13 protein-coding genes and 1 tRNA gene are annotated in these 23,974 nt (G+C 71.6%); 3 read left to right on the top strand and 11 right to left on the bottom strand.

Going from position 1 to position 23,974, the window contains the following annotated elements:
- Positions 1–130 precede the first annotated feature (130 nt).
- Together ABZZ38_RS25965 and ABZZ38_RS25970 are read left to right on the top strand one after the other, a co-directional pair.
- A complete protein-coding gene (locus ABZZ38_RS25965; RefSeq protein WP_356744174.1) occupies positions 131–4,750 on the top strand; it encodes an ATP-dependent helicase in 4,620 nt (1,539 codons plus the stop codon).
- 34 nt (positions 4,751–4,784) lie between these two features.
- Entirely contained in the window at positions 4,785–5,609 is an 825-nt protein-coding gene (locus tag ABZZ38_RS25970) for a DNA-formamidopyrimidine glycosylase family protein (protein ID WP_356744176.1), read from the top strand.
- Positions 5,610–5,621: 12 nt separating this feature from the next.
- On the opposite strand, the gene ABZZ38_RS25975 is transcribed toward ABZZ38_RS25970, so the two are convergent.
- The 10 genes from ABZZ38_RS25975 to ABZZ38_RS26020 all read right to left on the bottom strand — a co-directional run bounded on the left by ABZZ38_RS25975 (position 5,622) and on the right by ABZZ38_RS26020 (position 20,601).
- On the bottom strand, positions 5,622–5,945 hold the full coding sequence (locus tag ABZZ38_RS25975; RefSeq protein ID WP_356744178.1) for a hypothetical protein: 324 nt from the start codon (positions 5,943–5,945) through the stop codon (positions 5,622–5,624).
- A gap of 100 nt (positions 5,946–6,045) precedes the next feature.
- A complete protein-coding gene (locus tag ABZZ38_RS25980; RefSeq protein ID WP_356744180.1) occupies positions 6,046–6,531 on the bottom strand; it encodes a DNA starvation/stationary phase protection protein in 486 nt (161 codons plus the stop codon).
- A 239-nt stretch (positions 6,532–6,770) separates the two neighbouring features.
- Entirely contained in the window at positions 6,771–7,148 is a 378-nt protein-coding gene (locus tag ABZZ38_RS25985; protein ID WP_356744182.1) for a helix-turn-helix transcriptional regulator, read from the bottom strand.
- Between the two features lie 109 nt (positions 7,149–7,257).
- Complete coding sequence (locus ABZZ38_RS25990; RefSeq protein ID WP_356744184.1) at positions 7,258–7,779, bottom strand: CinA family protein; 522 nt, start codon at positions 7,777–7,779, stop codon at positions 7,258–7,260.
- The gene (gene pgsA, locus ABZZ38_RS25995) at positions 7,776–8,588 is read right to left on the bottom strand and encodes a CDP-diacylglycerol--glycerol-3-phosphate 3-phosphatidyltransferase (RefSeq protein ID WP_356744186.1); all 813 of its coding nucleotides are present in this window, start codon (positions 8,586–8,588) and stop codon (positions 7,776–7,778) included. Before pgsA ends, ABZZ38_RS25990 begins: the two co-directional genes overlap by 4 nt.
- Positions 8,585–10,066 (bottom strand): 30S ribosomal protein S12 methylthiotransferase RimO, encoded by a 1,482-nt coding sequence (gene rimO / locus ABZZ38_RS26000; RefSeq protein ID WP_356744188.1) that lies wholly within the window; start codon positions 10,064–10,066, stop codon positions 8,585–8,587. Before rimO ends, pgsA begins: the two co-directional genes overlap by 4 nt.
- A 95-nt stretch (positions 10,067–10,161) precedes the next feature.
- A complete protein-coding gene (locus ABZZ38_RS26005; protein WP_356744190.1) occupies positions 10,162–11,019 on the bottom strand; it encodes a helix-turn-helix domain-containing protein in 858 nt (285 codons plus the stop codon).
- 239 nt (positions 11,020–11,258) lie between these two features.
- On the bottom strand, positions 11,259–14,093 hold the full coding sequence (locus ABZZ38_RS26010; protein ID WP_356744192.1) for a DNA translocase FtsK: 2,835 nt from the start codon (positions 14,091–14,093) through the stop codon (positions 11,259–11,261).
- Between the two features lie 126 nt (positions 14,094–14,219).
- Positions 14,220–14,900 (bottom strand): response regulator, encoded by a 681-nt coding sequence (locus ABZZ38_RS26015; RefSeq protein ID WP_356744194.1) that lies wholly within the window; start codon positions 14,898–14,900, stop codon positions 14,220–14,222.
- Positions 14,901–15,144: 244 nt separating this feature from the next.
- Positions 15,145–20,601 (bottom strand): HAMP domain-containing protein, encoded by a 5,457-nt coding sequence (locus tag ABZZ38_RS26020; RefSeq protein WP_356744195.1) that lies wholly within the window; start codon positions 20,599–20,601, stop codon positions 15,145–15,147.
- 308 nt (positions 20,602–20,909) lie between these two features.
- Between ABZZ38_RS26020 and ABZZ38_RS26025 the strand changes: the two genes are divergently transcribed.
- On the top strand, positions 20,910–23,561 hold the full coding sequence (locus ABZZ38_RS26025; protein WP_356744196.1) for a SpoIIE family protein phosphatase: 2,652 nt from the start codon (positions 20,910–20,912) through the stop codon (positions 23,559–23,561).
- Positions 23,562–23,616: 55 nt separating this feature from the next.
- Here ABZZ38_RS26025 and ABZZ38_RS26030 read toward each other — a convergent pair.
- Positions 23,617–23,689, bottom strand: a tRNA-Thr gene (locus tag ABZZ38_RS26030).
- Between the last annotated feature and the right edge of the window lie 285 nt (positions 23,690–23,974).

The raw sequence follows: 23,974 nt of genomic DNA on the forward strand, positions 1-23,974 counted from the left end.
CCCGACCTGCGGCGTCCATGGCGTGAAGCGGCGCCCGGGGCCGCCACGGAGCCGGCCGGCGGGCGCCGCGCGGCAACCGCGGAGCCGCCACGCGGCCGGATTGTCAGTGGCGGGGTGCACGATGGGGGACATGGCCAGGACTGCGCTCGACTCCTTCTCCCCCGCGACCCGAGCCTGGTTCACGGGGGCCTTCAGCGCGCCCACCGCCGCACAGGAAGGTGCCTGGCGGGCGATCGGCGCCGGCTCGGACGTGCTGGTCGTGGCGCCGACCGGGTCCGGGAAGACGCTGGCGGCGTTCCTCGCCGCGCTGGACCGGCTCGCCTCCACGCCGCCGCCCGCGGACGCGAAGAAGCGCTGCCGGGTGCTGTACGTGTCGCCGCTGAAGGCGCTCGCCGTCGACGTGGAGCGCAATCTGCGCAGCCCGCTCACCGGCATCCGCCAGGAGGCGGTGCGCCTGGGGATGCCGGAGCCCGAGGTGCGGGTCGGCATCCGCTCCGGCGACACCCCGGCCGCCGAGCGGCGCTCGCTGGCCACCCGGCCACCGGACATCCTGATCACCACGCCCGAGTCGCTGTTCTTGATGCTCACCTCCGCGACGCGCGAGGCGCTGTCCGGCGTCGAGACGGTGATCCTGGACGAGGTGCACGCGGTCGCCGGCACGAAGCGGGGTGCTCACCTCGCCGTCTCCCTGGAGCGGCTGGACGAGCTGCTGCCGCGCCCGGCTCGCCGTATCGGCCTGTCGGCGACGGTGCGTCCGGTGGACGAGGTGGCCCGCTACCTGTCCCCGCAGCGCAAGGTGGAGATCGTCCAGCCGCCGTCCGGCAAGGAGTTCGACCTGTCCGTGGTCGTCCCCGTCGAGGACCTCGGCGAGCTAGGGGGCTCGCCCGCCTCGGACGCGGACGGAGCGGAGCGGCCGTCGATCTGGCCGCACGTCGAGGAGCGGATCGCCGACCTCGTCCAGGCCCACCGTTCGACGATCGTCTTCGCCAACTCCCGGCGGCTGGCCGAGCGGCTGTGCAACCGGCTCAACGAGATCGCCTACGAGCGGGCCACCGGAGAGGCCCTGCCCGAGGACCAGTCGCCCGCCGAGCTGATGGCGCAGTCGGGCGCGGCGAAGGGCGCCCCGCCGCTGCTGGCCCGGGCGCACCACGGTTCGGTCTCCAAGGAGCAGCGGGCCCTGGTCGAGGAGGACCTCAAGGCGGGCCGGCTGCCGGCGGTGGTGGCCACCTCCAGCCTGGAGCTCGGCATCGACATGGGCGCGGTGGACCTGGTCGTCCAGGTCGAGTCACCGCCGTCCGTCGCCTCCGGCCTCCAGCGCGTGGGCCGCGCCGGGCACCAGGTGGGCGCGGTCTCCACCGGCGTGGTCTTCCCGAAGTACCGGGGCGACCTGGTGCAGGCCGCGGTGGTCACCGAGCGGATGCGCAGCGGTTCGATCGAGTCCATGAGGATCCCGTCCAACCCGTTGGACGTGCTCGCCCAGCAGCTCGTCGCCATGGTGGCCCTGGAGTCATGGCAGTTCGACGACCTCCTGACGGTGGTGCGGCGGGCGGCGCCGTTCGCGTCGTTGCCCGAGTCCGCGTTCACCGCCGTCCTGGACATGCTCGCGGGGCGCTATCCGTCCGACGCGTTCGCGGAGCTGCGCCCACGCGTCGTGTGGGACCGGATCACCGGCACGGTCACGGGCCGCCCGGGGGCGCAGCGCCTCGCCGTCACCTCGGGCGGCACGATCCCCGACCGGGGCCTGTTCGGCGTCTTCCTCGCGGGCGCCGACCCCAAGAAGGGTGGCGGCCGGGTCGGCGAACTCGACGAGGAGATGGTCTACGAGTCGCGGGTGGGCGACGTGTTCACCCTCGGCACGTCGTCGTGGCGGATCGAGGACATCACGCGCGACCGGGTGCTAGTCTCGCCCGCCCCCGGCGTCCCGGGCCGGCTGCCGTTCTGGAAGGGCGACCAGCTGGGCCGGCCGCTGGAACTGGGCCGCGCGGTGGGAGCGTTCCTGCGCGAGGTCGGTTCGCTGGAGCCGGACGACGCGCGGCTGCGCCTGCTGGCGGCGGGCCTGGACGCGTGGGCGGCGGACAACGTCCTCGCGTATCTGGACGACCAGCGCCGCGCCTGCGGTCATGTCCCGGACGACCGGACGATCCTGGTGGAGCGGTTCCGTGACGAGCTGGGCGACTGGCGGGTCGTGGTGCACTCACCGTTCGGCGCGCAGGTGCACGCCCCGTGGGCGCTGGCCCTCGGTGCCCGGCTCTCCGAGCGGTACGGCATGGACGCCCAGGTCATGCACGCCGACGACGGCATCGTGCTGCGGCTGCCCGACGCCGATCTGATGGGCCTCGACCTGCTCGACCAGGAGCCGGCCGCGCCGGGCCCCGAGTACGACAGCGAGCAGGCGCCGGTCGGCGCCGCCGACGTCCTCTTCGACAAGGGCGAGGTCAACCAGCTCGTCACCGACCAGGTGGGCGGCTCCGCGCTGTTCGCCTCCCGGTTCCGGGAGTGCGCGGCCCGCGCACTGCTGCTGCCGCGCCGCAGCCCCGGCAAGCGCACCCCGCTGTGGCAGCAGCGCCAGCGCGCCGCCCAGTTGCTGCAGGTGGCCAGTGAGTTCGGCTCCTTCCCGATCGTGCTGGAGGCCGTCCGCGAGTGCCTCCAGGACGTCTTCGACGTCCCCGGCCTGGAGGAGCTGATGGGCGACATCGAGTCGCGCCGGGTCCGGCTCGTCGAGGTCACCACCCCCGAGCCGTCCCCCTTCGCCCGCTCGCTCCTGTTCGGCTATGTCGCCCAGTTCCTGTACGAGGGTGACTCCCCGCTCGCCGAGCGGCGCGCGGCGGCCCTGTCCCTGGACTCACGGCTGCTGGCCGAGCTGCTGGGCCAGGCCGAGCTGCGCGAGCTGCTGGACACCGATGTCCTGACCGAGCTGGAGAGCGAGCTGCAGTGGCTCGCCGAGGACCGGCGTGTGAAGGACGTGGAGGGTGTCGCGGACGTCCTGCGCGTCCTCGGCCCGCTCACCGACGCCGAGCTGGCCGAGCGCGGCGCCGGCCCCGAGTGGCCGCGGCAGCTCGCCCGGACCCGCCGCGTGATCCACGTCCGTATCGGCGGAGCCGACCACTGGGCCGCCATCGAGGACGCGGGGCGGCTGCGTGACGCCCTGGGCACCGCCCTCCCGGTCGGTGTGCCCGAGGCGTTCACCGAGCCGGTGAAGGACCCGCTCGGCGACCTCCTCGCGCGGTACGCGCGCACGCATGGCCCCTTCACGTCCACCGCGGCGGCGGCCCGCTTCGGCCTGGGCACCGCCGTCACGGACGGCGCCCTGCACCGCCTGGCCGCGAGCGGCCGTGTCGTCCAGGGCGAGTTCCATCCCGCGGGTGTGGGCCAGGAGTGGTGCGACGCGACCGTACTGCGCCGGCTGCGCCGCCGCTCCCTGGCCGCCCTGCGCCACGAACTGGAGCCTGTCCCGCCGGCCGCCCTGGCGACGTTCCTGCCCCAGTGGCAGCACCTGGGCGGCAACAGCCTGCGCGGCATCGACGGACTGGCCCGCGCCGTCGAGCAGTTGCAGGGCGCCCCCGTCCCCGCCTCCGCGCTCGAAAAGCTGATCCTGCCGTCCCGCGTCGCCCACTACAGCCCCACCCTCCTGGACGAACTCACCACCACCGGCGAGGTTCTGTGGGCCGGGGCGGGCGCCCTGCCCGGCAAGGACGGCTGGGTCGCGCTCTATCTCGCCGACGCGGCACCGCTCCTCCTGCCCCCGCCGCACCCACTGGAGCTGACCGCCCTCCACGAGTCGATCCTGACCGTCCTCTCCGGCGGGTACGGACTGTTCTTCCGCCAGATCGCCGACCAGGTACGCGCCACCACCCACCCCGACGCCACCGATGTCCAACTGGCCGACGCCCTCTGGGACCTGGCCTGGTCCGGCCGCCTCACCAACGACACCCTCGCCCCCCTGCGCGCCCTGCTCGGCTCGGGACGTACGGCGGGCTCCACCGCCCACCGCGCCAAGCGCACCGTCCCGCGCGGCCGGTACGGCACCCTGACCGCGTCCGCGCGCACCGCCTCGCGTTCCGGGCCGCCGACCGTGAGCGGCCGGTGGTCCCTGCTCCCGCCCGCCGAACCGGACCCGACCCACCGCGCCCACGCCCTGGCCCGCACGCTCCTGGACCGGCACGGCGTCGTCACCCGCGGCGCGGTCACCGCCGAGGGGGTCGAGGGCGGGTTCTCCGCGACGTACCGCGTCCTGTCGGCGTTCGAGGACAGCGGCCAGGCCCGCCGCGGCTATGTCGTCGAGGGCCTGGGGGCGGCGCAGTTCGCGATGGACGGCGCGGTGGACCGGCTGCGCGCGGCGGCGACCGCCCGCGACCGCGCCGAGCCGTCGGCCGCCCCCCGCGCGGTGGTCCTGGCCGCGGCGGACCCGGCCAACGCGTACGGCGCCGCCCTGCCCTGGCCCGAGCCCCCCACCGGCGCAGGCCACAAACCGGGCCGCAAAGCGGGCTCCCTCGTCGTGATCGTCGACGGGCAGCTCGCGCTCTACATGGAACGCGGCGGCAAGACGCTGCTGTCGTGGCCGGGCGACCCTGATGATCCGGTCCTGCACGCCGCCGCCGAGGCCCTCGCCGCGGCGGCTCGCGCGGGCTCCCTCGGTACCGTGACCGTGGAGCGGATCAACGGCACGGCGGCCCTGACGTCCCCCCTGTCCCGCGCCCTGGAGACGGCGGGCTTCCACGCCACCCCACGGGGCCTGCGGCTGCGCGCCTAGGAACCGGGCGAGCCCGGTCCCGCATCATGGACGCATGCCTGAAGGAGACACCGTCTGGCTGGTCGCCCGCCGTCTGCACACCGCGCTCGCGGGCAGGGTGCTGACGCGCTCCGACCTGCGGGTCCCGCGGCTGGCCACCACCGACCTGTCCGGCCGGGAAGTCCTCGCCGTCGCTCCGCGCGGCAAGCACCTGCTCACCCGGGTCGAGGGTGGCCTGACCCTCCACTCCCACCTGCGGATGGACGGCGCCTGGCACGTCTACGCGCCCGGCGAGCACTGGCGCGGCGGACCCGCGCACCAGATCCGGGCGATCCTCGCCACCACGGCCAACACCGCCGTCGGCTACCGCCTGCCCGTCCTCGATCTGATCCGCACCAGTGAGGAGCAGACCGTCGTCGGCCACCTCGGCCCCGATCTCCTGGGCCCCGACTGGGATGCCGAGGAAGCGGTACGCCGCGTGTGCGCCGACCCGGCGCGCCCGCTCGGCGAAGCGCTGCTCGACCAGCGGAATCTCGCCGGTATCGGCAATGTCTTCAAGTGCGAGCTGGCGTTCATGGCCCGCGTGACCCCGTGGCTCCCCGTCGGCGAACTCGCGCCGGGCGTACCCGAACGGCTGGTCGCCACCGCCCACCGCCTCCTGGAGGCGAACAAGGAGCGGGTCGAACGCCGTACCACCACCAGCTCCCGCCCCGACCGGAAGCTGTACGTGTACGGCCGCAGGCATCAGCCCTGTTACCGCTGCGGCACGCCGATCCGCTGGGACGACCGCCACGAGCGTGTCTCGTACTGGTGCCCGGGCTGCCAAACGGGCCCCGGCCCGGAGCCCGGCCCCGGCACCCACTCCCTGAGCAGCACGTGAACTGACGTCATGTCAGGCCCGGTTCCGCGTCCCCGCACGGCGGCGCCGCGACGCCCCGGCAGCCGCGCGCACCCACGCGGCAAACAGCGAAGGCGACGCGGGCGGCGGGAGCGGGGCGGGCGGCCGGCGTCGGCCCTTGCGCGAGCCGGCGGAGGGGGCGGCGGCGACGTGCACCGGCAGCAGGCTCAAGCCCCAGCCTCCCGCGGCCACGGCGCCTTCGAGGATCCCCGACTGCCCGGGGGTCAGGGCCAGTCGCAGAACCGCCCAGCACCACACCCCGCCCAGCGCCAGCGCGGTGAGCGCGAGCGCCGGTCGGGAGATTCGTCGCCGTACCATCGCCGCCTCCTCCCGTCGACGCTAGACCGGCCCGCCGGCCGGCGGGAGGGCGTACCGGGGCACACGCACCGCGCGTGCCCGGCTGCCTCCACCGCCCGGTCTACACGGCGTCGGCCTGCCGGCTCTCCGCCTGGAACATCCACGCGTGCTTCTCGAGGTCCGCGGTCAGCGCGATCAGCAGGTCCTGGGTGACCGGGTCGGGCTTGTCGGTCGCTTCGATGCGCTCACGCATCCGCCGCACCACGGCGACGAGCGCGTCCACCATGATCCTGACCGCGTCGACGTCCTTGATCCACCCCTCGGGTGCGTTCCCGATCGCGCTGCTGGACGCGACCGTCGCGGCTCGCCCGTCCGGGTTGATGCCGAGCGCCGACGCGCGCTCCGCCACGGTGTCGGAGTGCTCGCGAGCGGTGGCCACGACCTCGTCGAGCTGCAGGTGGACGGAGCGGAAGCGCGGTCCCACCACGTTCCAGTGCACCTGCTTGGCGATCAGGGACAGATCCAGCACGTCCACCAGCGCGCCCTGCAGGGCTTCGCCGACCACCTTCAGGTCCTCGTCCGGCAGGGAGCTCTTCACGACTGACATTCCGAATCCTCCGTTCCGGCGTGCGGTGGAGCGCACGCCCGTCCACCATGACACATATGAACCAAACCGGGCATTCGGAGTAAACGAAAAGCCCCGGTCGGCCATTCGGGTACCCGACCGGGGCTCAGCCCAAAACGCGTGCGCTCAAAACACGTGCTCACCACAAACGCTTTTCGCGTGCGCCCTCAGCGGCTCACAAGCAGGCCGGCCACTTGCCGCGGCCGGCCGCGTCAGAGCGCTCAGGCGGCGACGACGTCCACCGTCTCGGCGGGCGCCTTGATGGTCACCCGCTCGGTCGGCACACCCGCCACCGACGCCACGGACACAGAATTGAGCATCGGGCGTACCGGCGCCGGCTCGCTCGCCGCTGCCGATTCCGCCAGCTCCGCCAGCGAGAGCTCGTCGCTCACTTCCCGCATGAGCTCGGACATCCGTACGTCAAGCGCGTCGCAGATCGCGGAGAGCAGCTCGGAGGAAGCCTCCTTCTGCCCCCGCTCCACCTCGGAGAGATAGCCGAGCGAAACTCGGGCGGACGAGGAGACTTCGCGCAGAGTACGGCCCTGGCGCTGGCGCTGCCGACGCAGCACGTCACCCAACAGGCGACGGAGCAGAATCATCGGTGGCTCCCTCCTCGGACCGTGTAGCCGCATCCTTCACGCCCCACCGTACCGCCTCGCGCTGCGGCCGTGCGGGGAGCGATGTCGTGTTCACTCAGGGCTGCAAACATCAAGTCCCCCCGTTCTGTTCCGTATCCTGTGCCCGCGTATTTCCCGAGAGTTGGTCGGCGAGCAGTTCCAGCACGCTCCGTGCACTCTCTCTACGAATTTCCGCCCGGTCGCCGTTCAATCGCAGGGCGAGGACTTTCCCCGCCGCGAGGGCTCCGTCGACCGGTCCGCAGACGGCCACGAAGACCGTTCCCACCGGCTGTCCGTCCTGCGGGTCGGGCCCCGCGACACCCGTCGTCGCGACTCCCCAGCCGGCCCCCAGCCGAGTCCGTACACCCGCCGCCATCTGCAGCGCGACGTCCGGATCGACCGCCCCGCGCTCCGCCAGAAGGGTCTCGTCCACACCGAGCAGCTCATGCTTCAGCGCCGTCGCGTACGCCGTGACGGACCCGCGAAAGGATCGTGACGCACCGGGCACGGAGGTGAGCTCCGCGGCCACGAGACCACCCGTGAGCGACTCCGCCACAGCGACCGTCTGATCACGCTCCGCGAGAAGCGCCAGCGCCCGCGCCGCCTGGTTCATCGCCCGGGCTCCGTTCCGGACTCCGCCCCCGCCCCGGACTCCACCTCTGGACCGGCCTCGGGCTCCGCGCCGGAATTCGTCCCGGGCCCGGTCCCGGACCCCGCCACGGCCCCGGACTCCACCCATGCCGCCGCCCCCGCCGCCGTCCGCGCCGCCTGCCGGGCCCGCTCGGCCGCGAGCCCCCGGCGCCGCAGCACGACCGCCTGACGCACATAGTCGAGCCCGGTCACGACCGTCAGGACGACGGCCACCGCCATCACCCACCACCGCAGCGTGGCCAGCGGCCCGGTGAGGGCGAGCACGTACATCCCGACCGCCGTGCCCTGGGCCAGGGTCTTCATCTTGCCGCCGCGGCTGGCCGGGATGACCCCGTGCCGGATCACCCAGAAGCGCATCAGCGTGATGCCCAGCTCCCGGAAGAGGATGACCCCGGTGACCCACCACGGCAGGTCACCGAGCGCCGACAGGCACACCAGCCCCGCCGCCATGATCGCCTTGTCGGCGATGGGGTCGGCGATCTTCCCGAAGTCCGTGACCAGGTTGTACGCGCGAGCCAGGTGACCGTCGAAGATGTCGGTGATCATGGCGACGGCGAACGCCGCCCACGCCCAGGCCCGCCAGGCCGGGTCGTACCCGCCGTCCTGGAGCAGCAGCACCACGAACGCCGGCACGAGCACCAGCCGCACCATGGTGAGGATGTTGGCGATGTTCCAGAGGCCGGCCTGGTTGACGGCCGCCGCGCCCAGCTTGCCGCCGGGCGGTGTCGGCCTGCCCGTACCACCCGCGGCGGATGCCGGGACTCCGGTCATCTGCCCGCCTCCTCGTGAAGACACTCGGCAATCAGGTCGACGCCCTCCGTGGCCACCACCTTCGCCGTGACCATACGGCCGGGCACGAGTCCGTCGGTCGTCGTGAACACCACCTGGCCGTCGGTCTCGGGCGCCTGGTGCGGGCCGCGCCCGATCGCGCCGTCCCCGTCGGGCGACGCGTCGACCGACTCGACCAGTACTTCCATGGTCTCGCCGATCCGCTCCTCCGCACGCTGCGCGGTCAGCTCCTCCGCGAGCCGCGACAGGTGGGCGAGCCGCTCGTCGACGACGTCCTGGTCCAGCTTGTGCTCGTACGTGGCGGCCTCGGTGCCGTCCTCGTCGGAGTAACCGAAGACGCCGATGGCGTCGAGGCGGGCGTGCGTGAGGAAGCGTTCCAGCTCGGCGAAGTCGTCCTCGGTCTCGCCGGGGAAGCCCACGATGAAGTTGGAGCGCACACCGGCCTGCGGCGCCTTGCCGCGGATCGTGTCCAGCAGCTCCAGGAACCGGTCGGTGTCGCCGAAGCGCCGCATGGAGCGCAGCACGGCGGGCGCCGAGTGCTGGAAGGAGAGGTCGAAGTAGGGCGCGACCTTCTCCGTCGAGGTGAGGACGTCGATGAGCCCGGGCCGCATCTCGGCGGGCTGCAGGTAGCTGACCCGTACACGCTCGATCCCGTCGACCGCCGCGAGCTCCGGGAGCAGGTTCTCCAGGAGCCGGATGTCGCCCAGATCCTTGCCGTACGAGGTGTTGTTCTCGGAGACCAGCATGACCTCCTTCACGCCCTGCTCCGCCAGCCAGCGGGTCTCGCCGAGTACGTCGCTCGGGCGGCGCGAGACGAAGGAGCCGCGGAAGGACGGGATGGCGCAGAAGGAGCAGCGCCGGTCGCAGCCCGAGGCGAGCTTCACCGAGGCGACCGGGCTGGTGTCGAGCCGGCGGCGCAGCGGGGCGCGCGGCCCGGACGCCGGGGCGACGCCCTCGGGCAGGTCCTCCGGAACGGTCTCGGGGGCCTGGGCGTGCCCGGGCAGGGCGACCTCGGCGGCGGCCTGCTGGCGCTGCACGGGGCTGAGCGGCAGGAGCTTGCGCCGGTCGCGCGGGGTGTGGGCCTCCACGCTGCCGCCGCTCAGGATGGTCCGGAGCCGGTCGGAGATGTCGGTGTAGTCGTCGAAGCCCAGCACCCCGTCGGCCTCGGGGAGCGCTTCGGCGAGCTCCTTGCCGTACCGCTCGGCCATGCAGCCGACCGCGACGACGGCCTGGGTCCTGCCGTGGTCCTTCAGATCGTTGGCTTCGAGCAGGGCGTCTACGGAGTCCTTCTTGGCGGCCTCGACGAACCCACAGGTGTTGACGACGGCGACGTCCGCGTCGGCGGCGTCCTCGACGAGCTCCCAGCCGTCCGCTGCCAAGCGGCCTGCGAGCTCCTCCGAGTCCACCTCGTTACGGGCGCAGCCAAGAGTGACAAGGGCGACGGTACGGCGTTCGGGCATGGGCTCAAGACTACTTCGTCCCAGCCGTACCCCCTCCGCTCAGGGGGTCACCCCTCCGGCAGGCCCCCCGCCGCCCACCGGTGACCTGTCCCGGGTCACCCGACCTGGGGATCACCCTTCGTGTACGTCAACCGCTCGACCTGCCCGGTCTCGAACGTGTCGTCGACCCTCTTGCCGTTCACGTAGAGCTCGATCGCGCCGGCGTTGCCGAGGATGAGGTCGATCTTCTCGTTGTCCTGGAAGGTCTTGGAGGCGCCCTTGAGGAGAAGTCCGTCGAAGAGCAGCTTGCCGTCGCTCGCCTTGGCGGAGATCCAGCTCTTGTCGTCGGTGGCGGTGAGCCTGACCGTCACCTTGTCCTTGGGGACGGCCGCGATCGCGCTCTCGGAGGGCGCGGGCGGCTTCGGCGGCTTGGGCTTGGGGGCGGCCTTCTGGGCGGGCGCCGGTCCCTCGGCCACGTGGTGGCCGCTGGAGCCGCGGTCGTCGCCGTTGAACATCGTGAAGCCGACGAAACCGATCACGGCGACGATCGCGGCGACCATGGCGGCGGTCCAGTTCGGGCGCCGCCGCTCCGGGCGGATGCGTTCGGCCTCGAAGAGCGGCGCGGCGGACGTCGGCGACGGGCGGCCGCCGTGCTCCGCGTCGTACTGCTGGACGAGCCGGACGGGATCGAGCCCGACGGCGCGCGCGAGCGTGCGGATGTGCCCTCGGGCGTACACGTCGCCGCCGCACCGCGAGAAGTCGTCCCCCTCGATGGCGTGGACGATGGGGATGCGTACACGCGTGGCGGTACTGACCTCCTCGACGGTCAGTCCCGCGTCGATGCGGGCCTGCTGGAGCGCGCGGCCGATCGACGGACGGTCCGAATCGGTGGCCGGTTCAGGCGTGGCGGACGCGTCGGAAGAGGTCGAAGGGGGCGAGGGCCGGTCGTCTTCGGGGGAGTTGCCGATGGACACGAGGGCGCCTTTCGAGCGTGTAACCACCTGCTGGAGGTTCAGTCTATGGGTGGTACGAAAGGGTTGAGCAACCGGGCGGGCGCACTTTGTACGCCATCGGAATGGCCGTGCGCCCCCGGGGGCCGGAACGGGCGGGGAACCATTGTCCGTCCCTCCTCCCAACGTGACGTACGGCGCGGGGAAACGGTTGCTCACAATCCCCTTACGAGTGAGACACCGTGCGCCCGGAGGGCCCATGCCTACGCATCGGACTCCCCGCGGATCACGGCCAGTACTCCGTCCAGCTCATCCGGTTTGACAAGCACGTCCCGCGCCTTGGAGCCCTCGCTCGGGCCGACGATGTTCCGCGACTCCATCAGGTCCATGAGCCGGCCGGCCTTCGCGAAGCCGACGCGCAGCTTGCGCTGCAGCATCGACGTCGAGCCGAACTGTGTGGTGACGACCAGTTCGGCGGCCTGGCACAGCAGGTCGAGGTCATCGCCGATGTCCTCGTCGATCTCCTTCTTCTGCTTCGTGCCGACCGTGACGTCGTCCCGGAAGACCGGCGCCATCTGCTGCTTGCAGTGCGCGACGACCGCCTGGACTTCTTCCTCGGTGACGAAGGCGCCCTGCATGCGGACCGGCTTGTTCGCGCCCATCGGCAGGAAGAGCCCGTCGCCCTTGCCGATCAGCTTCTCGGCGCCCGGCTGGTCGAGGATGACGCGGCTGTCGGCGAGCGACGAGGTGGCGAAGGCGAGCCGGGAGGGGACGTTCGCCTTGATCAGGCCGGTGACGACGTCCACGGACGGCCGCTGGGTGGCGAGCACGAGGTGGATGCCGGCGGCGCGGGCCAGCTGGGTGATGCGGACGATGGCGTCCTCGACGTCCCGCGGCGCGACCATCATCAGGTCCGCGAGCTCGTCGACGATGACCAGCAGGTACGGGTACGGCTGGAGCTCGCGCTCGCTGCCCTCGGGCTGCTTCACCTTGCCGGCCCGTACGGCGGCGTTGAAGTCGTCGATGTGCCGGTATCCGTACGCCGCGAGGTCGTCATAGCGCAGGTCCATCTCCCGCACGACCCACTGGAGCGCCTCGGCTGCCCGCTTGGGGTTGGTGATGATGGGCGTGATGAGGTGCGGGATGCCCTCGTACGCGGTCAGCTCGACCCGCTTGGGGTCGACGAGCACCATCCGTACGTCCTCGGGGGTCGCCCTTATCATCACCGAGGTGATCAGGCAGTTGATGCAGGACGACTTGCCGGATCCGGTCGCGCCGGCGACGAGCACGTGCGGCATCTTCGCCAGGTTGGCCATCACATAGCCGCCCTCGACGTCCTTGCCGAGCGCGACCAGCATCGGGTGGTCGTCCTCGGCGGCGTCCGCGAGCCGCAGCACGTCGCCGAGGTTGACCATCTCGCGGTCGGTGTTGGGGATCTCGATGCCGACGGCGGACTTGCCGGGGATCGGCGAGATGATCCGTACGTCGGGGCTGGCGACGGCGTACGCGATGTTCTTCGTCAGCGCCGTGATCCGCTCGACCTTGACGGCCGGGCCGAGCTCCACCTCGTAGCGGGTGACCGTCGGGCCGCGGGTGAAGCCGGTGACGGCCGCGTCGACCTTGAACTCCTCGAACACCTTCCGCAACGACGCCACGATCGCGTCGTTGGCCGCGCTGCGGGTCTTCCCCGGGCCGCCGCGCTCCAGCAGGTCCAGCGAGGGCAGGACGTAGGTGATGTCCCCGGCGATCCGCAGCTGCTCGGCGCGCGGCGGGAGGGGCTGCGTCTCCTCCCGTACGGGCGCGGGCTTGGTCAGGTCCGGTACGGCGCCGGGGGTACCGGCGTCGCGGGCGGGCGGGACGGGGGCGGCGTCGCGGGTGCCGGGGGCGCCCCGGGTCGCGCGGTCGTCCCGGGCCTCGCGGACGTCGCGCTCCCGGTCCCCGGTGACGTCCCGCGTCAGGTCGGCGACGACCGGCGAGGGCGGCATGCCGTTCAGCACGGCGCCGTCGAGGGCGGCGGCGGCCGCGGCGGCGATGTCCACGGCGTCCCTGGGCCGGTCGAAGTCCGGCTCGGGCGGTACGGATGCCCCGGCGCCCTTGCGCGGGCGCCGGCGCCTGCCGGGCGCCTCCTGCTCGGCCCGCTGGGGGTCGTACGGGTCGTGGCCGTCGTACGCCGCGCCGCGCCGCCGGGACCCGGGGGGCAGCGCCTCGCGCCACTGCTCGTCGTACCGGGCGTCGTCGTACAACGCGTCGTCCGCACCGGCCACCGGTACGCCGGGGTGGACGAGGCCCAGGCGGACGGCGAGCGCGCGCAGCCGCTGCGGGATGGCGTAGACGGGCGTCGCCGTGACGACGAGCAGGCCGAAGACGGTGAGCAGCACCAGCATGGGTACGGCGAGGACCTCGCCCATCATGAAGACCAGCGGCTTGGAGGCGACCCAGCCGATCAGTCCACCCGCGTCCTGGAGCGCTTCGCTGCCCTGGTCACGGCCGGGCGAGCCGCAGGCGATGTGCACCTGGCCGAGCACGCCGATGACCAGCGCGGACAGCCCGATGACGATGCGCCCGTTGGCCTCCGGTTTCTCCGGGTGGAGGATCAGGCGGACCGCGATGGCGCCCACGAGCAGCGGGACCAGGAGGTCGAGCCGGCCGAACGCGCCGGTCACCAGCATCTCGACGAGGTCGCCGACCGGGCCGCGGAGGCTGGCCCAGGTGCCGGCGGCGACGATCAGCGCGATGCCGAGGAGCAGCAGCGCCAGCCCGTCCTTGCGGTGCGCCGGGTCGAGGCCCTTGGCGCCACGCCCTATGCCGCGGAACATCGCGCCGACGGCGTGGGCGAGGCCGAGCCACACGGCGCGCACCAGCCGGTACACGCCCCCGGTGGGCGACGGCGCGGACCTCGGTGCGACTTTCCTGGCCGCCGCCTTTCCGGCGGGGGCCCTCTTCGCGGGCGCGGCCTTCCTGGCGGGGGCGGCTTTCCTCGCGGGAGGCTTCGCGGCCGGCGCCGCCTTCTTCGCCGCGCCGGTCGTACGGCCGGCCGCGCGCGGCTTCGCGGTGCCCGCCGTGCCCTGGGAACCCTTGCCGGACGTACGTGAGGCCATGGGGGTGAGGTTACCGGTGTGGGGCGCGGTGGACACGTGTGCCTACCGCTTCACCCGTTCGTGTCGCCCGTACGGTCACCGGAAACTGACGTCCTCTCACGCCTCGGCGCCGTCAGTTCTGCGTCGTCAGTTCTGCGCGGTCAGACCGGACGGGCCGCCGCCGGTGCCCGGCTCCAGGGCGTCGAGGGCGCGGCGCAGCCCGGTGAGCTTGCGCTCCAGGTGCGCGGCGGTGGCCACGGCCGCGGCGTCGGCCGATTCGTCGTCGAGCTGCTTCGAGAGCGCCTCGGCCTGCTCCTCGACGGCGGCGAGCCGCGCGGACAGTTCGGCCAGCAGGCCCGCCGACTCCCTGGCGGCACCGGTCTGCCCGCCGCCCCCTTCGAGCTGGAGGCGCAGCAGCGCGGCCTGCTCCCGGAGCTGACAGTTCTTCATGTAGAGCTCGACGAAGACCGAGACCTTGGCCCGCAGCACCCAGGGGTCGAACGGCTTGGAGATGTAGTCCACGGCTCCCGCCGCGTATCCCCGGAAGGTGTGGTGCGGTCCGTGGTTGATCGCGGTCAGGAAGATGATCGGGATGTCCCGTGTCCGTTCCCGACGCTTGATGTGCGCGGCGGTCTCGAATCCGTCCATTCCTGGCATCTGGACGTCCAGCAGAATGACCGCGAAGTCGTCCGTCAGCAGCGCCTTGAGCGCTTCCTCCCCTGACGATGCCCGGACCAGCGTCTGATCGAGCGCAGAGAGGATGGCCTCCAGCGCCAGCAGATTCTCCGGTCGGTCATCGACCAGGAGGATCTTGGCCTTCTGCACCATGGCCCGTCCTCCTCGCCCCGGCAGTTGGCCGGGCGCCGCCCCAGGGGACGACTCCCTTGCGCCGTCCGTCCTTGTGCCGGTCATCGTAGCCGCACCCCGCCTGTCGCCACACCCTGTCACCGCGATGTCACTGTGCACGTAGCAGAAACGCGGTGAGAGACCAGAAGGTTCCCCGAATACCGGCCCCTCACACGCTTTCGACCACAGTCTGTCAACAACTCGCCGCCATTCGTGCGCTCTCCGCTCACTCTCCGCGCATCCACTGCTCCATTACGGAGAGCAGGTGATCAGGATCCACCGGCTTCGTAACGTAATCGGAAGCGCCGGACTCGATGGCCTTCTCCCGGTCGCCCTTCATCGCCTTCGCGGTCAGCGCGATGATCGGCAGACCCGCGAACTGGGGCATCCGCCGGATCGCCGTCGTCGTCGCGTACCCGTCCATCTCGGGCATCATGATGTCCATCAGGACGACGGTCACATCGTCATGCTGCTCCAGGACTTCGATGCCCTCGCGGCCGTTCTCCGCGTACAGCACGGACAGCCCGTGCTGCTCCAGCACGCTGGTGAGCGCGAAGACGTTACGGATGTCGTCGTCGACGATCAACACCTTCTCACCGTTGAACTCGAAGGTGCGTCCCGGCTCCGGCGCCTCCTGCCCGCCGCCCGCCCACTCGGGCGCGGTCGACCCCGTGCCCGCGCCGGACGCGGCCGAAGCGGCCTGGCCCGGCAGCGCGGCCTGCTGCTCGGCCCTGGCCAACGCCCTGCGGCGGTGCCGGAACAGGGCCCCTGTGCCGCCCCGCGCGTCGCCCGCCGCGTGAACCCCGGGGCCCTCCAGCCCGGACCCGTCGAGCCCACCGGGCTCACCCGTGCCCGGAACGTGCTGCCCATGGCCCGACGAGGGCAGCTCCGTCGGGTGCAGCGGCAGGTAGAGCGTGAACGTGGAGCCCCGGCCCGGCTCGCTCGCCGCGTGGATCTCCCCGCCCAGCAGCCGGGCGATCTCCCGGCTGATCGAAAGCCCCAGACCCGTACCGCCGTACTTGCGGCTGGTGGTCCCGTCCGCCTGCTTGAACGCCTCGAAGATCACCCGCATCTTGCTGGCCGCGATACCGATCCCGGTGTCCGTCACCGAGAAGGCGATCAGTCCGGCCTCCGGGTCGCTCAGCGAACCGGACTCCAGCAGCTGCTCCCGGATCGACTGCGGCACATCCGTGTGGGCCGGCCGGATCACCAGCTCCACCGCCCCGCTGTCGGTGAACTTCACCGCGTTCGACAGCAGGTTGCGCAGCACCTGCAACAGCCGCTGTTCGTCCGTGTGCAGCGTCGCGGGCAGCTCCGGCGAGACCCGCACGGAGAAGTCGAGCCCCTTCTCCGCGGTCAGCGGCCGGAACGTCGCCTCGACGTAGTCGACGAGCTGGACGAGCGCGATACGGGTCGGACTGACGTCCATCTTGCCCGCCTCGACCTTCGACAGGTCGAGGATGTCGTTGATCAGCTGCAACAGGTCCGAGCCCGCGCCGTGGATGGTCTCGGCGAACTCGACCTGCTTCGGCGACAGGTTGCCGTCCGCGTTGTCCGCGAGCAGCTTCGCCAGGATGAGCAGCGAGTTCAGCGGCGTACGCAGCTCGTGCGACATGTTCGCCAGGAACTCCGACTTGTAGCGCATGGAGACGGCGAGCTGCTCGGCCCGCTCCTCCAGCACCTGCCGGGCCTCCTCGATCTCGGTGTTCTTCACCTCGATGTCGCGGTTCTGCTGCGCCAGCAGCTCGGCCTTCTCCTCCAGTTCGGCGTTGGAGTCCTGAAGTGCCTTCTGCCGGCTCTCCAGCTCCGCCGAGCGCTCCCGCAGCTGCTCGGTCAGCTCCTGCGACTGCTTCAGCAGCACCTCGGTCTTGGAGTTGACGCTGATGGTGTTGACGCTCGTCGCGATCATCTCGGCGAGCTGGTTGAGGAAGTCGCGCTGGATCTGGGTGAAGGGCTGGAACGACGCCAGCTCGATCACCCCGAGGACCTTCCCCTCGAAGAGCACCGGCAGCACGATCACATGGGCCGGGGCCGCCTCACCGAGCCCCGAGGAGATCTTCAGGTAGCCCGGCGGCACATTGACCTGGATGGTCCGCTTCTCCTCGGCCGCCGTCCCGATCAGCGTCTCGCCCGGCCGGAACGACGTGGGCATCGACCCGGCGGAGTACCCGTAGCTGCCGCGCATGACCAGCTCGTACGAACCGTCCTCATCGGCCCCGATCTCATTGCCGCCGCCCGTGGGCATCGCCAGGAAGAACGCGCCGTGCTGCGCCGAGACGACCGGCGTCAGCTCACTCATGATCAGCGAGGCGACGTCGTCGAGGTCGCGCCGCCCCTGCATGAGGCCGGAGATACGGGCCAGGTTGCCCTTGAGCCAGTCCTGCTCCTCATTGGCGAGGGTCGTGTCGCGCAGGTTGGCGATCATGGTGTTGATGTTGTCCTGGAGGACCTGGATCTCGCCCGCCGCGTCCACGTCGATCTTCAGGTTCAGATCGCCGCGGGTCACCGCCGTGGCGACGGCCGCGATCGCCCGCACCTGGCGGGTGAGGTTCCCGGCCATCTCGTTCACCGACTCGGTCAGGTCACGCCACGTGCCGTCGACGTCCCGTACCCGCGCCTGGCCGCCCAGCTGGCCGTCCGTGCCCACCTCACGGGCCACCCGGGTGACCTCCTCGGCGAAGGAGGACAGCTGGTCGACCATCGTGTTGATGGTGTTCTTCAGCTCCAGGATCTCGCCGCGCGCATCGATGTCGATCTTCTTGGTGAGGTCGCCCTTGGCGATGGCGGTGGTGACCGCGGCGATCTGCCGCACCTGACCGGTCAGATTGGAGGCCATCGAGTTCACCGACTCGGTGAGGTCCTTCCACGTACCGGACACACCCGGCACCCGCGCCTGGCCGCCCAGCTCGCCTTCCGTGCCCACCTCGCGGGCGACCCGCGTCACCTCGTCGGCGAACGAGGACAGCGTGGTCACCATGGTGTTGACGGTGTCGGCGAGCTCGGCGACCTCGCCGCGCGCCTCCACCGTCACCTTCTTGGTCAGGTCACCGTTGGCGACCGCCGACGACACCCGCGAGATGTTCCGCACCTGAGAGGTCAGGTTGTTGGCCATCACGTTGACGTTGTCGCTGAGGTCCTTCCAGATACCGGTGACACCCCGCACCCGGGCCTGACCGCCCAGGATGCCCTCCGTGCCCACCTCACGGGCGACCCGCGTCACCTCGTCGGCGAAGTTGGAGAGCTGGTCGACCATCGTGTTGACGGTCGTGACCAGATCGAGGATCTCACCGCGCGCGTCCACGGTGATCTTCTTCGACAGGTCGCCCTTGGCGACGGCCGTGGTCACCTCGGCGATGTTGCGCACCTGCGAGGTGAGGTTGTTCGCCATCGAGTTGACGGACTGGGTCAGGTCCTTCCAGGTGCCCGAGACGCCCTGCACCTCGGCCTGACCGCCCAGGATGCCCTCGGTGCCCACCTCGCGGGCCACCCGGGTCACCTGCTCCGCGAAGTTGGAGAGCTGGTCGACCATCGTGTTGAGGGTGTTCTTCAGCTCCAGGATCTCGCCCCGCGCGTCCACGTCGATCTTCTGCGACAGGTCACCACGGGCCACGGCGGTGGCTACCTGCGCGATGTTACGGACCTGGGCGGTGAGGTTCCCGGCCATGCCGTTGACCGAGTCCGTCAGATCCCGCCACACACCGGCGACGCCCGGCACCTGCGCCTGCCCGCCGAGCCGCCCGTCCGTACCGACCTCCCGGGCCACCCGGGTCACCTGCTCCGCGAACGCGGACAGCTGGTCCACCATCGTGTTGATGGTGTTCTTCAGCTCCAGGATCTCGCCCCGCGCGTCCACGTCGATCTTCTGCGACAGGTCACCACGCGCCACCGCCGTCGTCACCTGCGCGATCTGACGCACCTGCGAGGTCAGGTTCCCCGCCATGAAGTTGACGGAGTCGGTGAGTTCCTTCCACGTACCCGAGACTCCGGGCACCCGCGCCTGGCCACCGAGCCGGCCCTCCGTGCCCACGTCCCGCGCCATCCGCGTCACCTGGTCGGCGAACGCCGACAGCTGCGCCACCATCGTGTTGACGGTGTTCTTCAGCTCCAGCATCTCGCCCGCGACATCGACGGTGACCTTCTGCGTCAGATCACCATTGGCCACCGCCGTCGTCACCTGCGCGATGTCCCGCACCTGACCGGTGAGGTTGCGGAACGCCGTGTTCACCGAGTCGGTCAGGTCCTTCCACGTACCCGCCGCGCCCGGCACCTCGGCCTGGCCGCCCAGCCGGCCTTCGACGCCCACCTCACGGGCCACACGCGTCACTTCGGATCCGAACGCCGAGAGCTGGTCCACCATCGTGTTGACGGTGTTCTTCAGTTCCAGCATCTCGCCCGCGACATCGACGGTGACCTTCTGCGACAGGTCACCGTTGGCCACCGCCGTCGTCACCTGCGCGATGTCCCGCACCTGAGTGGTCAGGTTCCGGAAGACGGTGTTGACCGAGTCGGTCAGGTCCTTCCAGGTACCCGCCGCGCCCGGCACCTGCGCCTGCCCGCCGAGCAGACCCTCCGCGCCGACCTCGCTCGCCACCCGCGTCACCTCGTCGGCGAAGGTACGCAGCGTCTCGGTCATCTGGTTGATCGTGTCCGCGAGCTGCGCGACCTCACCGCGTGCGCTCACCGTGACCTTCTGCGACAGGTCACCGTTCGCGACGGCCGTCGTCACCTCGGCGATCCCCCGCACCTGCGAGGTGAGGTTGCCCGCCATCGTGTTGACGGAGTCGGTCAGGTCCTTCCACACACCGGCCACGCCCGGCACCTCGGCCTGGCCGCCGAGCTCGCCCTCCGTGCCCACCTCACGCGCGACCCGCGTCACCTCGGACGAGAACGACGACAGCTGGTCCACCATCGTGTTCACGGTGTTCTTCAGCTGGAGCATCTCGCCGGCCACGTGCACGGTGACCTTCCGCGAAAGATCACCCTTCGCGACCGCCGTCGTCACGAGGGCGATGTCACGCACCTGAGCGGTCAGCCGGTACGCCATGGTGTTGACGGAATCCGTCAGATCCTTCCAGGAACCCGACATGCCGCGCACCTGCGCCTGGCCCCCCAGCTTCCCCTCGGTACCCACCTCCAGGGCGACCCGCGTCACCTCGTCGGTGAACGCCGACAGCTGGTCCACCAGGTTGTTGACCGTACGGGCCACCTTCAGGAACTCGCCCCGCAACGGCCGCGCCGCCCCCTCGGACCCCTCCGAGCGCAGCTCCATCCGCTGCTCCAGGTCACCGTCCGCCACCGCGGACAGCACCCGCCCGACCTCCGAAACGGGCCGCGTCAGGTCGTCCACCAGCGCGTTCGCGGCCTCGATCGCCTGCGCCCACGCGCCCTCGCTGGCCCCCACCTCCAGCCGCTCGGACAGCTTGCCCTCACGCCCGACCATCCGCCGCACCCGCGACAGCTCACCGGTCAGATGCAGTTTCCGGTCGGCGACCTCGTTGAAGACGGCGGCGATCTCCCCCATCACCCCGTCGCCCGTCACGGTCAGGCGCTTGCGGAAATTGCCGTCCCGCATCGCGGCCAGTGCCGCCAGCAGCCGCTCCAGGGCAGCGGCATCCACCTCGACCGTCCCACCGCTCCGGGACCGCCCGCCCTTCGTGCGCGTGCCACCGCCCCGCGCCGTCACGCCAGACTCCACCGTGTCCCTCCCGAAGGGGTTGACCGTACGGCCCGATCATCACGTGTTCGGGCATTGCTGTTCCGGCTTCCGCAGGAAGCCCTCCCAGTGTTTCACCACGACCGAACGAGGCCATAACAGTTCGGCAGCTTCGCATAACGTCCCCGTCCTCGGGGGACGGAAACAGCGGTGACCACCATCCGCCCGGACAGCGAAGGTAAGTAACCTGGCATCCGGCTGTCCAACCGCCCCGTCCGCCCGGCGGGGGCGGAGTGACGGAGTACGACCACCGGGCACCGGGAGGGGCACACCCGATCATGGCAGAGCCGGGCGTCGAGACGCGTACGAGGAGTTCTGTGATCACCGCGCGGGCGGCTGCCAGCTTCGAACCTGTGGGGCGGTCCGTCGCGACCGCGCGGGCCTTCGTCCGGGACACCCTCCAGGGCTGGGGACACACCGACGTCGTCGACGACGCCGTGGTCCTCACCAGCGAACTGGTCACCAACGCCGTCATCCACGCCGGCACCGCCGCCGACGTCCTGTGCCTGCGCACGGAGCACGGCGTCCGTGTCGAGGTAGCCGACCGCTATCCCGAGCGGGAGGTCCCCCTCCAGGGCACCGGCCACGCCGAGCCCGACCCGGAGCGGGAGAACGGCCGCGGCCTCCTCCTGTGCGCCGCCCTGGCCTCCCGCTGGGGCGTCGACTACTCCCCCACCCAGAAACGGGTCTGGTTCCAGCTGGAGCTCCCGGAGCGCCCCGTCGGCACCCGCTCCGCCGGCCCGGTCCTCCCCGTCGACCTCCTCCCGGTCGCCGACGAGCGCGTCCGCGTCGCCGTCGCGCAGATCGACCGCAACGGCACCATCACCACCTGGAACGAAGACGCCGAACACCTCTTCGGATACGCGGCGGACCTGGTCGTCGGCAAGCCGCTCGGCGACTTCGCCGCCTGGCCCCAGACGCCCGGCATCGGCACCGGCATCGCCGAGGCCCTCCGGCTCTCCCGCTGGGAGGGCAGCTACGGCATTCGCTGCGCGGACGGCCGGGTGATCCCCGTCTACGCCTCCCACCTGCGCGTGCGCGACGCCCAGGGCGAGCAGTCCACCGTCTGCCTGCTTGTGCGGGACTACGAGCGCGCCATCCTGCAGTCCCCGCCCCGCACGCCCGTCGACTCGGCGAGCGAGAGCCGCAGCACCGATCCGTTCGAGGTGTTCATCGGCTCCCCCGCTCCCGACGACCTCGACGGCCTGCTCCAGCGCACCGTCGAACGCGCACGCGACATGCTGGACGGCGACGCGGCCTTCCTGCTGCTGGCCACCGACGACGAGACCGAGCTGGAGGTACGGGCCACCACGGGCCTGCCCTCCGCCCGCCAGCGGTTCGCCCGCGTCCCCGTCGAGGCCGCCGGCACCGGCCGCTACTCCTCGGCCCGCATGCCGGCCGTTCACGAGGACCTCACCGCCGTCCCCGGCGGCGTCCCACTCCTCAACGGCACCGGCATGCGCTCGGTCGTCACCGTCCCCCTCAAGGTCGAGGGGCGTCTGACCGGCTCGCTCGGCGTCGCCGCGGAAGCCGCCGGCCGGTATTCCAACGAGGAGGCCCTGCGCCTCCAGTTCGCCGCCGACCGTATCGCCCTGGCCGTCGAGTCCGCCCGTCTCGGTGAGCTGGAACGCCTCCGCCGCGGCTCCCTGAGCTTCCTCGTCGAGGCGTCCGACCTGCTGGCCGGCACCCTCGACCGTGACCAGACCCTGGCCCTGATGGCGCAGATGACCGTGCCGACGCTCGCCACCTGGTGCGCCGTCTACACGATCGCCGACCCGACCTCCGACCCGTACCTCTCGTACGTCCTGCACGAGGACGAGGAGCGCATCGACGGTCTCAAGGCCCTCCTTTCGAAGATCCCCCCACCCGAGCCCGTGCCGGCGCCCGGCGCCCGGATCTGGACGGCCCCCGCCGACGCCGCCCACCAGGCCGCCCTGCGGACCTCCATGCGCGAGCTGGGTCACAGTTCCTCGCCGCTCTCCTCCGGTATCGGTACGACGCTGACGACGGCCGCCACGGTCGGCGGCGAGACGGTCGTCCTGCCCCTGGTCGCCCGCAACCGCGTCATCGGCATGCTGACCCTGGGCAAGCCGACCGACGACCATTTCCGCCAGGAGATCCTGGAGCTCGCCGAGGACCTCTCCCGCCGGGCCGCCCTCGCCCTGGACAATGCCCGCCTGTACTCCGAGCGCACGGCGATCAGCCAGTCCCTCCAGCGCAGCCTGCTGCCCCCCGGCCTCCCTCAGGTGCCCGGCGTCGAGGTCGACGTCATCTACCGCGCGGCCGGCGAGGGCAACGAAGTCGGGGGCGACTTCTACGATCTTTTCCCGATCCACGACAACGCGTACGGCTTCGCCATCGGCGACGTCTGCGGTACGGGCCCGGAAGCCGCGGCCGTCACGGGCCTCGCCCGCCACGCCCTGCGCCTGCTCGCCCGTGAGGGCCTCGGCGGCCCGGCGGTCCTGGAGCGCCTGAACGCCGCGATCCTCGACGAGGGCGCCCGCAGCCGCTTCCTGACCCTGCTGTACGGCGAGCTGTGGCCCCAGGAGGACGGCAGCGCTCTCCTCAAGGTCGTCTGCGCGGGCCACCCGCTGCCGCTGCGCCTGCGCCAGGACGGCACGGTGGAGCCCGCCGCCGAACCGCAGCCCTTGCTGGGCGTCATGGACGACCTGGAACTGTACGAGGAGACCGTCGTCCTCGACCCGGGCGACGTCCTCCTCTGCGTCACCGACGGCGTCACCGAACGCCGCGAGGGCAGCCGCATGTTGGGCGACGACGGCCTGGCCGACGTCCTCACCACGTGTACGGGCCTGACGGCCGGGGCGGTCACGGCCCGCATCATGCGCGCGGTCGAGCGTTTCGCCCCGGAGCCGCCCTCCGACGACATGGCGATCCTGGCGATGCGCGTCCCCGAGCCGCACGCGGACTGAGCACCTCAACGCGAAGAAGGCCCCCGCCACTTGGGCGGGGGCCTTCTTCGTACGGAGCCCCCAAACGGAATCGAACCGTTGACCTTCTCCTTACCATGGAGACGCTCTGCCGACTGAGCTATAGGGGCCGGCTTGTCGCTTCGGGGTTTCCCCCTCGGCAACGGAATAGATCATACCCCGAGCAGCGGGATATGCATAACCGGCAGAGCGGGCGGCACGGCGACTCCATGAGCCGTGGCGGCACGCGGCTCCCCAAGTCCCCACTTGCGGCGGGGCTCTGATCCCACGTCAGTCGGCCCGTCGGTCTCCGCTCGTACGGTGAACGCAGAAAAGCCCCGCACCAGAAGGTGCGGGGCTCTCCCACAATAATTGTTCGGCGGTGTCCTACTCTCCCACAGGGTCCCCCCTGCAGT

The organism is Streptomyces sp. NPDC006368 (assembly GCF_040612535.1).
Classification (GTDB): domain Bacteria; phylum Actinomycetota; class Actinomycetes; order Streptomycetales; family Streptomycetaceae; genus Streptomyces.

Excerpts from the sequence above, each read along its gene's own strand:
- ABZZ38_RS25965 (WP_356744174.1), top strand. The coding sequence starts at position 131 with ATGGCCAGGACTGCGCTCGACTCCTTCTCCCCCGCGACCCGAGCCTGG.
- ABZZ38_RS25970 (WP_356744176.1), top strand. The coding sequence starts at position 4,785 with ATGCCTGAAGGAGACACCGTCTGGCTGGTCGCCCGCCGTCTGCACACC.
- ABZZ38_RS25975 (WP_356744178.1), bottom strand. The coding sequence starts at position 5,945 with ATGGTACGGCGACGAATCTCCCGACCGGCGCTCGCGCTCACCGCGCTG.
- ABZZ38_RS25980 (WP_356744180.1), bottom strand. The coding sequence starts at position 6,531 with ATGTCAGTCGTGAAGAGCTCCCTGCCGGACGAGGACCTGAAGGTGGTC.
- ABZZ38_RS25985 (WP_356744182.1), bottom strand. The coding sequence starts at position 7,148 with ATGATTCTGCTCCGTCGCCTGTTGGGTGACGTGCTGCGTCGGCAGCGC.
- ABZZ38_RS25990 (WP_356744184.1), bottom strand. The coding sequence starts at position 7,779 with ATGAACCAGGCGGCGCGGGCGCTGGCGCTTCTCGCGGAGCGTGATCAG.
- pgsA (WP_356744186.1), bottom strand. The coding sequence starts at position 8,588 with ATGACCGGAGTCCCGGCATCCGCCGCGGGTGGTACGGGCAGGCCGACA.
- rimO (WP_356744188.1), bottom strand. The coding sequence starts at position 10,066 with ATGCCCGAACGCCGTACCGTCGCCCTTGTCACTCTTGGCTGCGCCCGT.
- ABZZ38_RS26010 (WP_356744192.1), bottom strand. The coding sequence starts at position 14,093 with ATGGCCTCACGTACGTCCGGCAAGGGTTCCCAGGGCACGGCGGGCACC.
- ABZZ38_RS26015 (WP_356744194.1), bottom strand. The coding sequence starts at position 14,900 with ATGGTGCAGAAGGCCAAGATCCTCCTGGTCGATGACCGACCGGAGAAT.
- ABZZ38_RS26025 (WP_356744196.1), top strand. The coding sequence starts at position 20,910 with ATGGCAGAGCCGGGCGTCGAGACGCGTACGAGGAGTTCTGTGATCACC.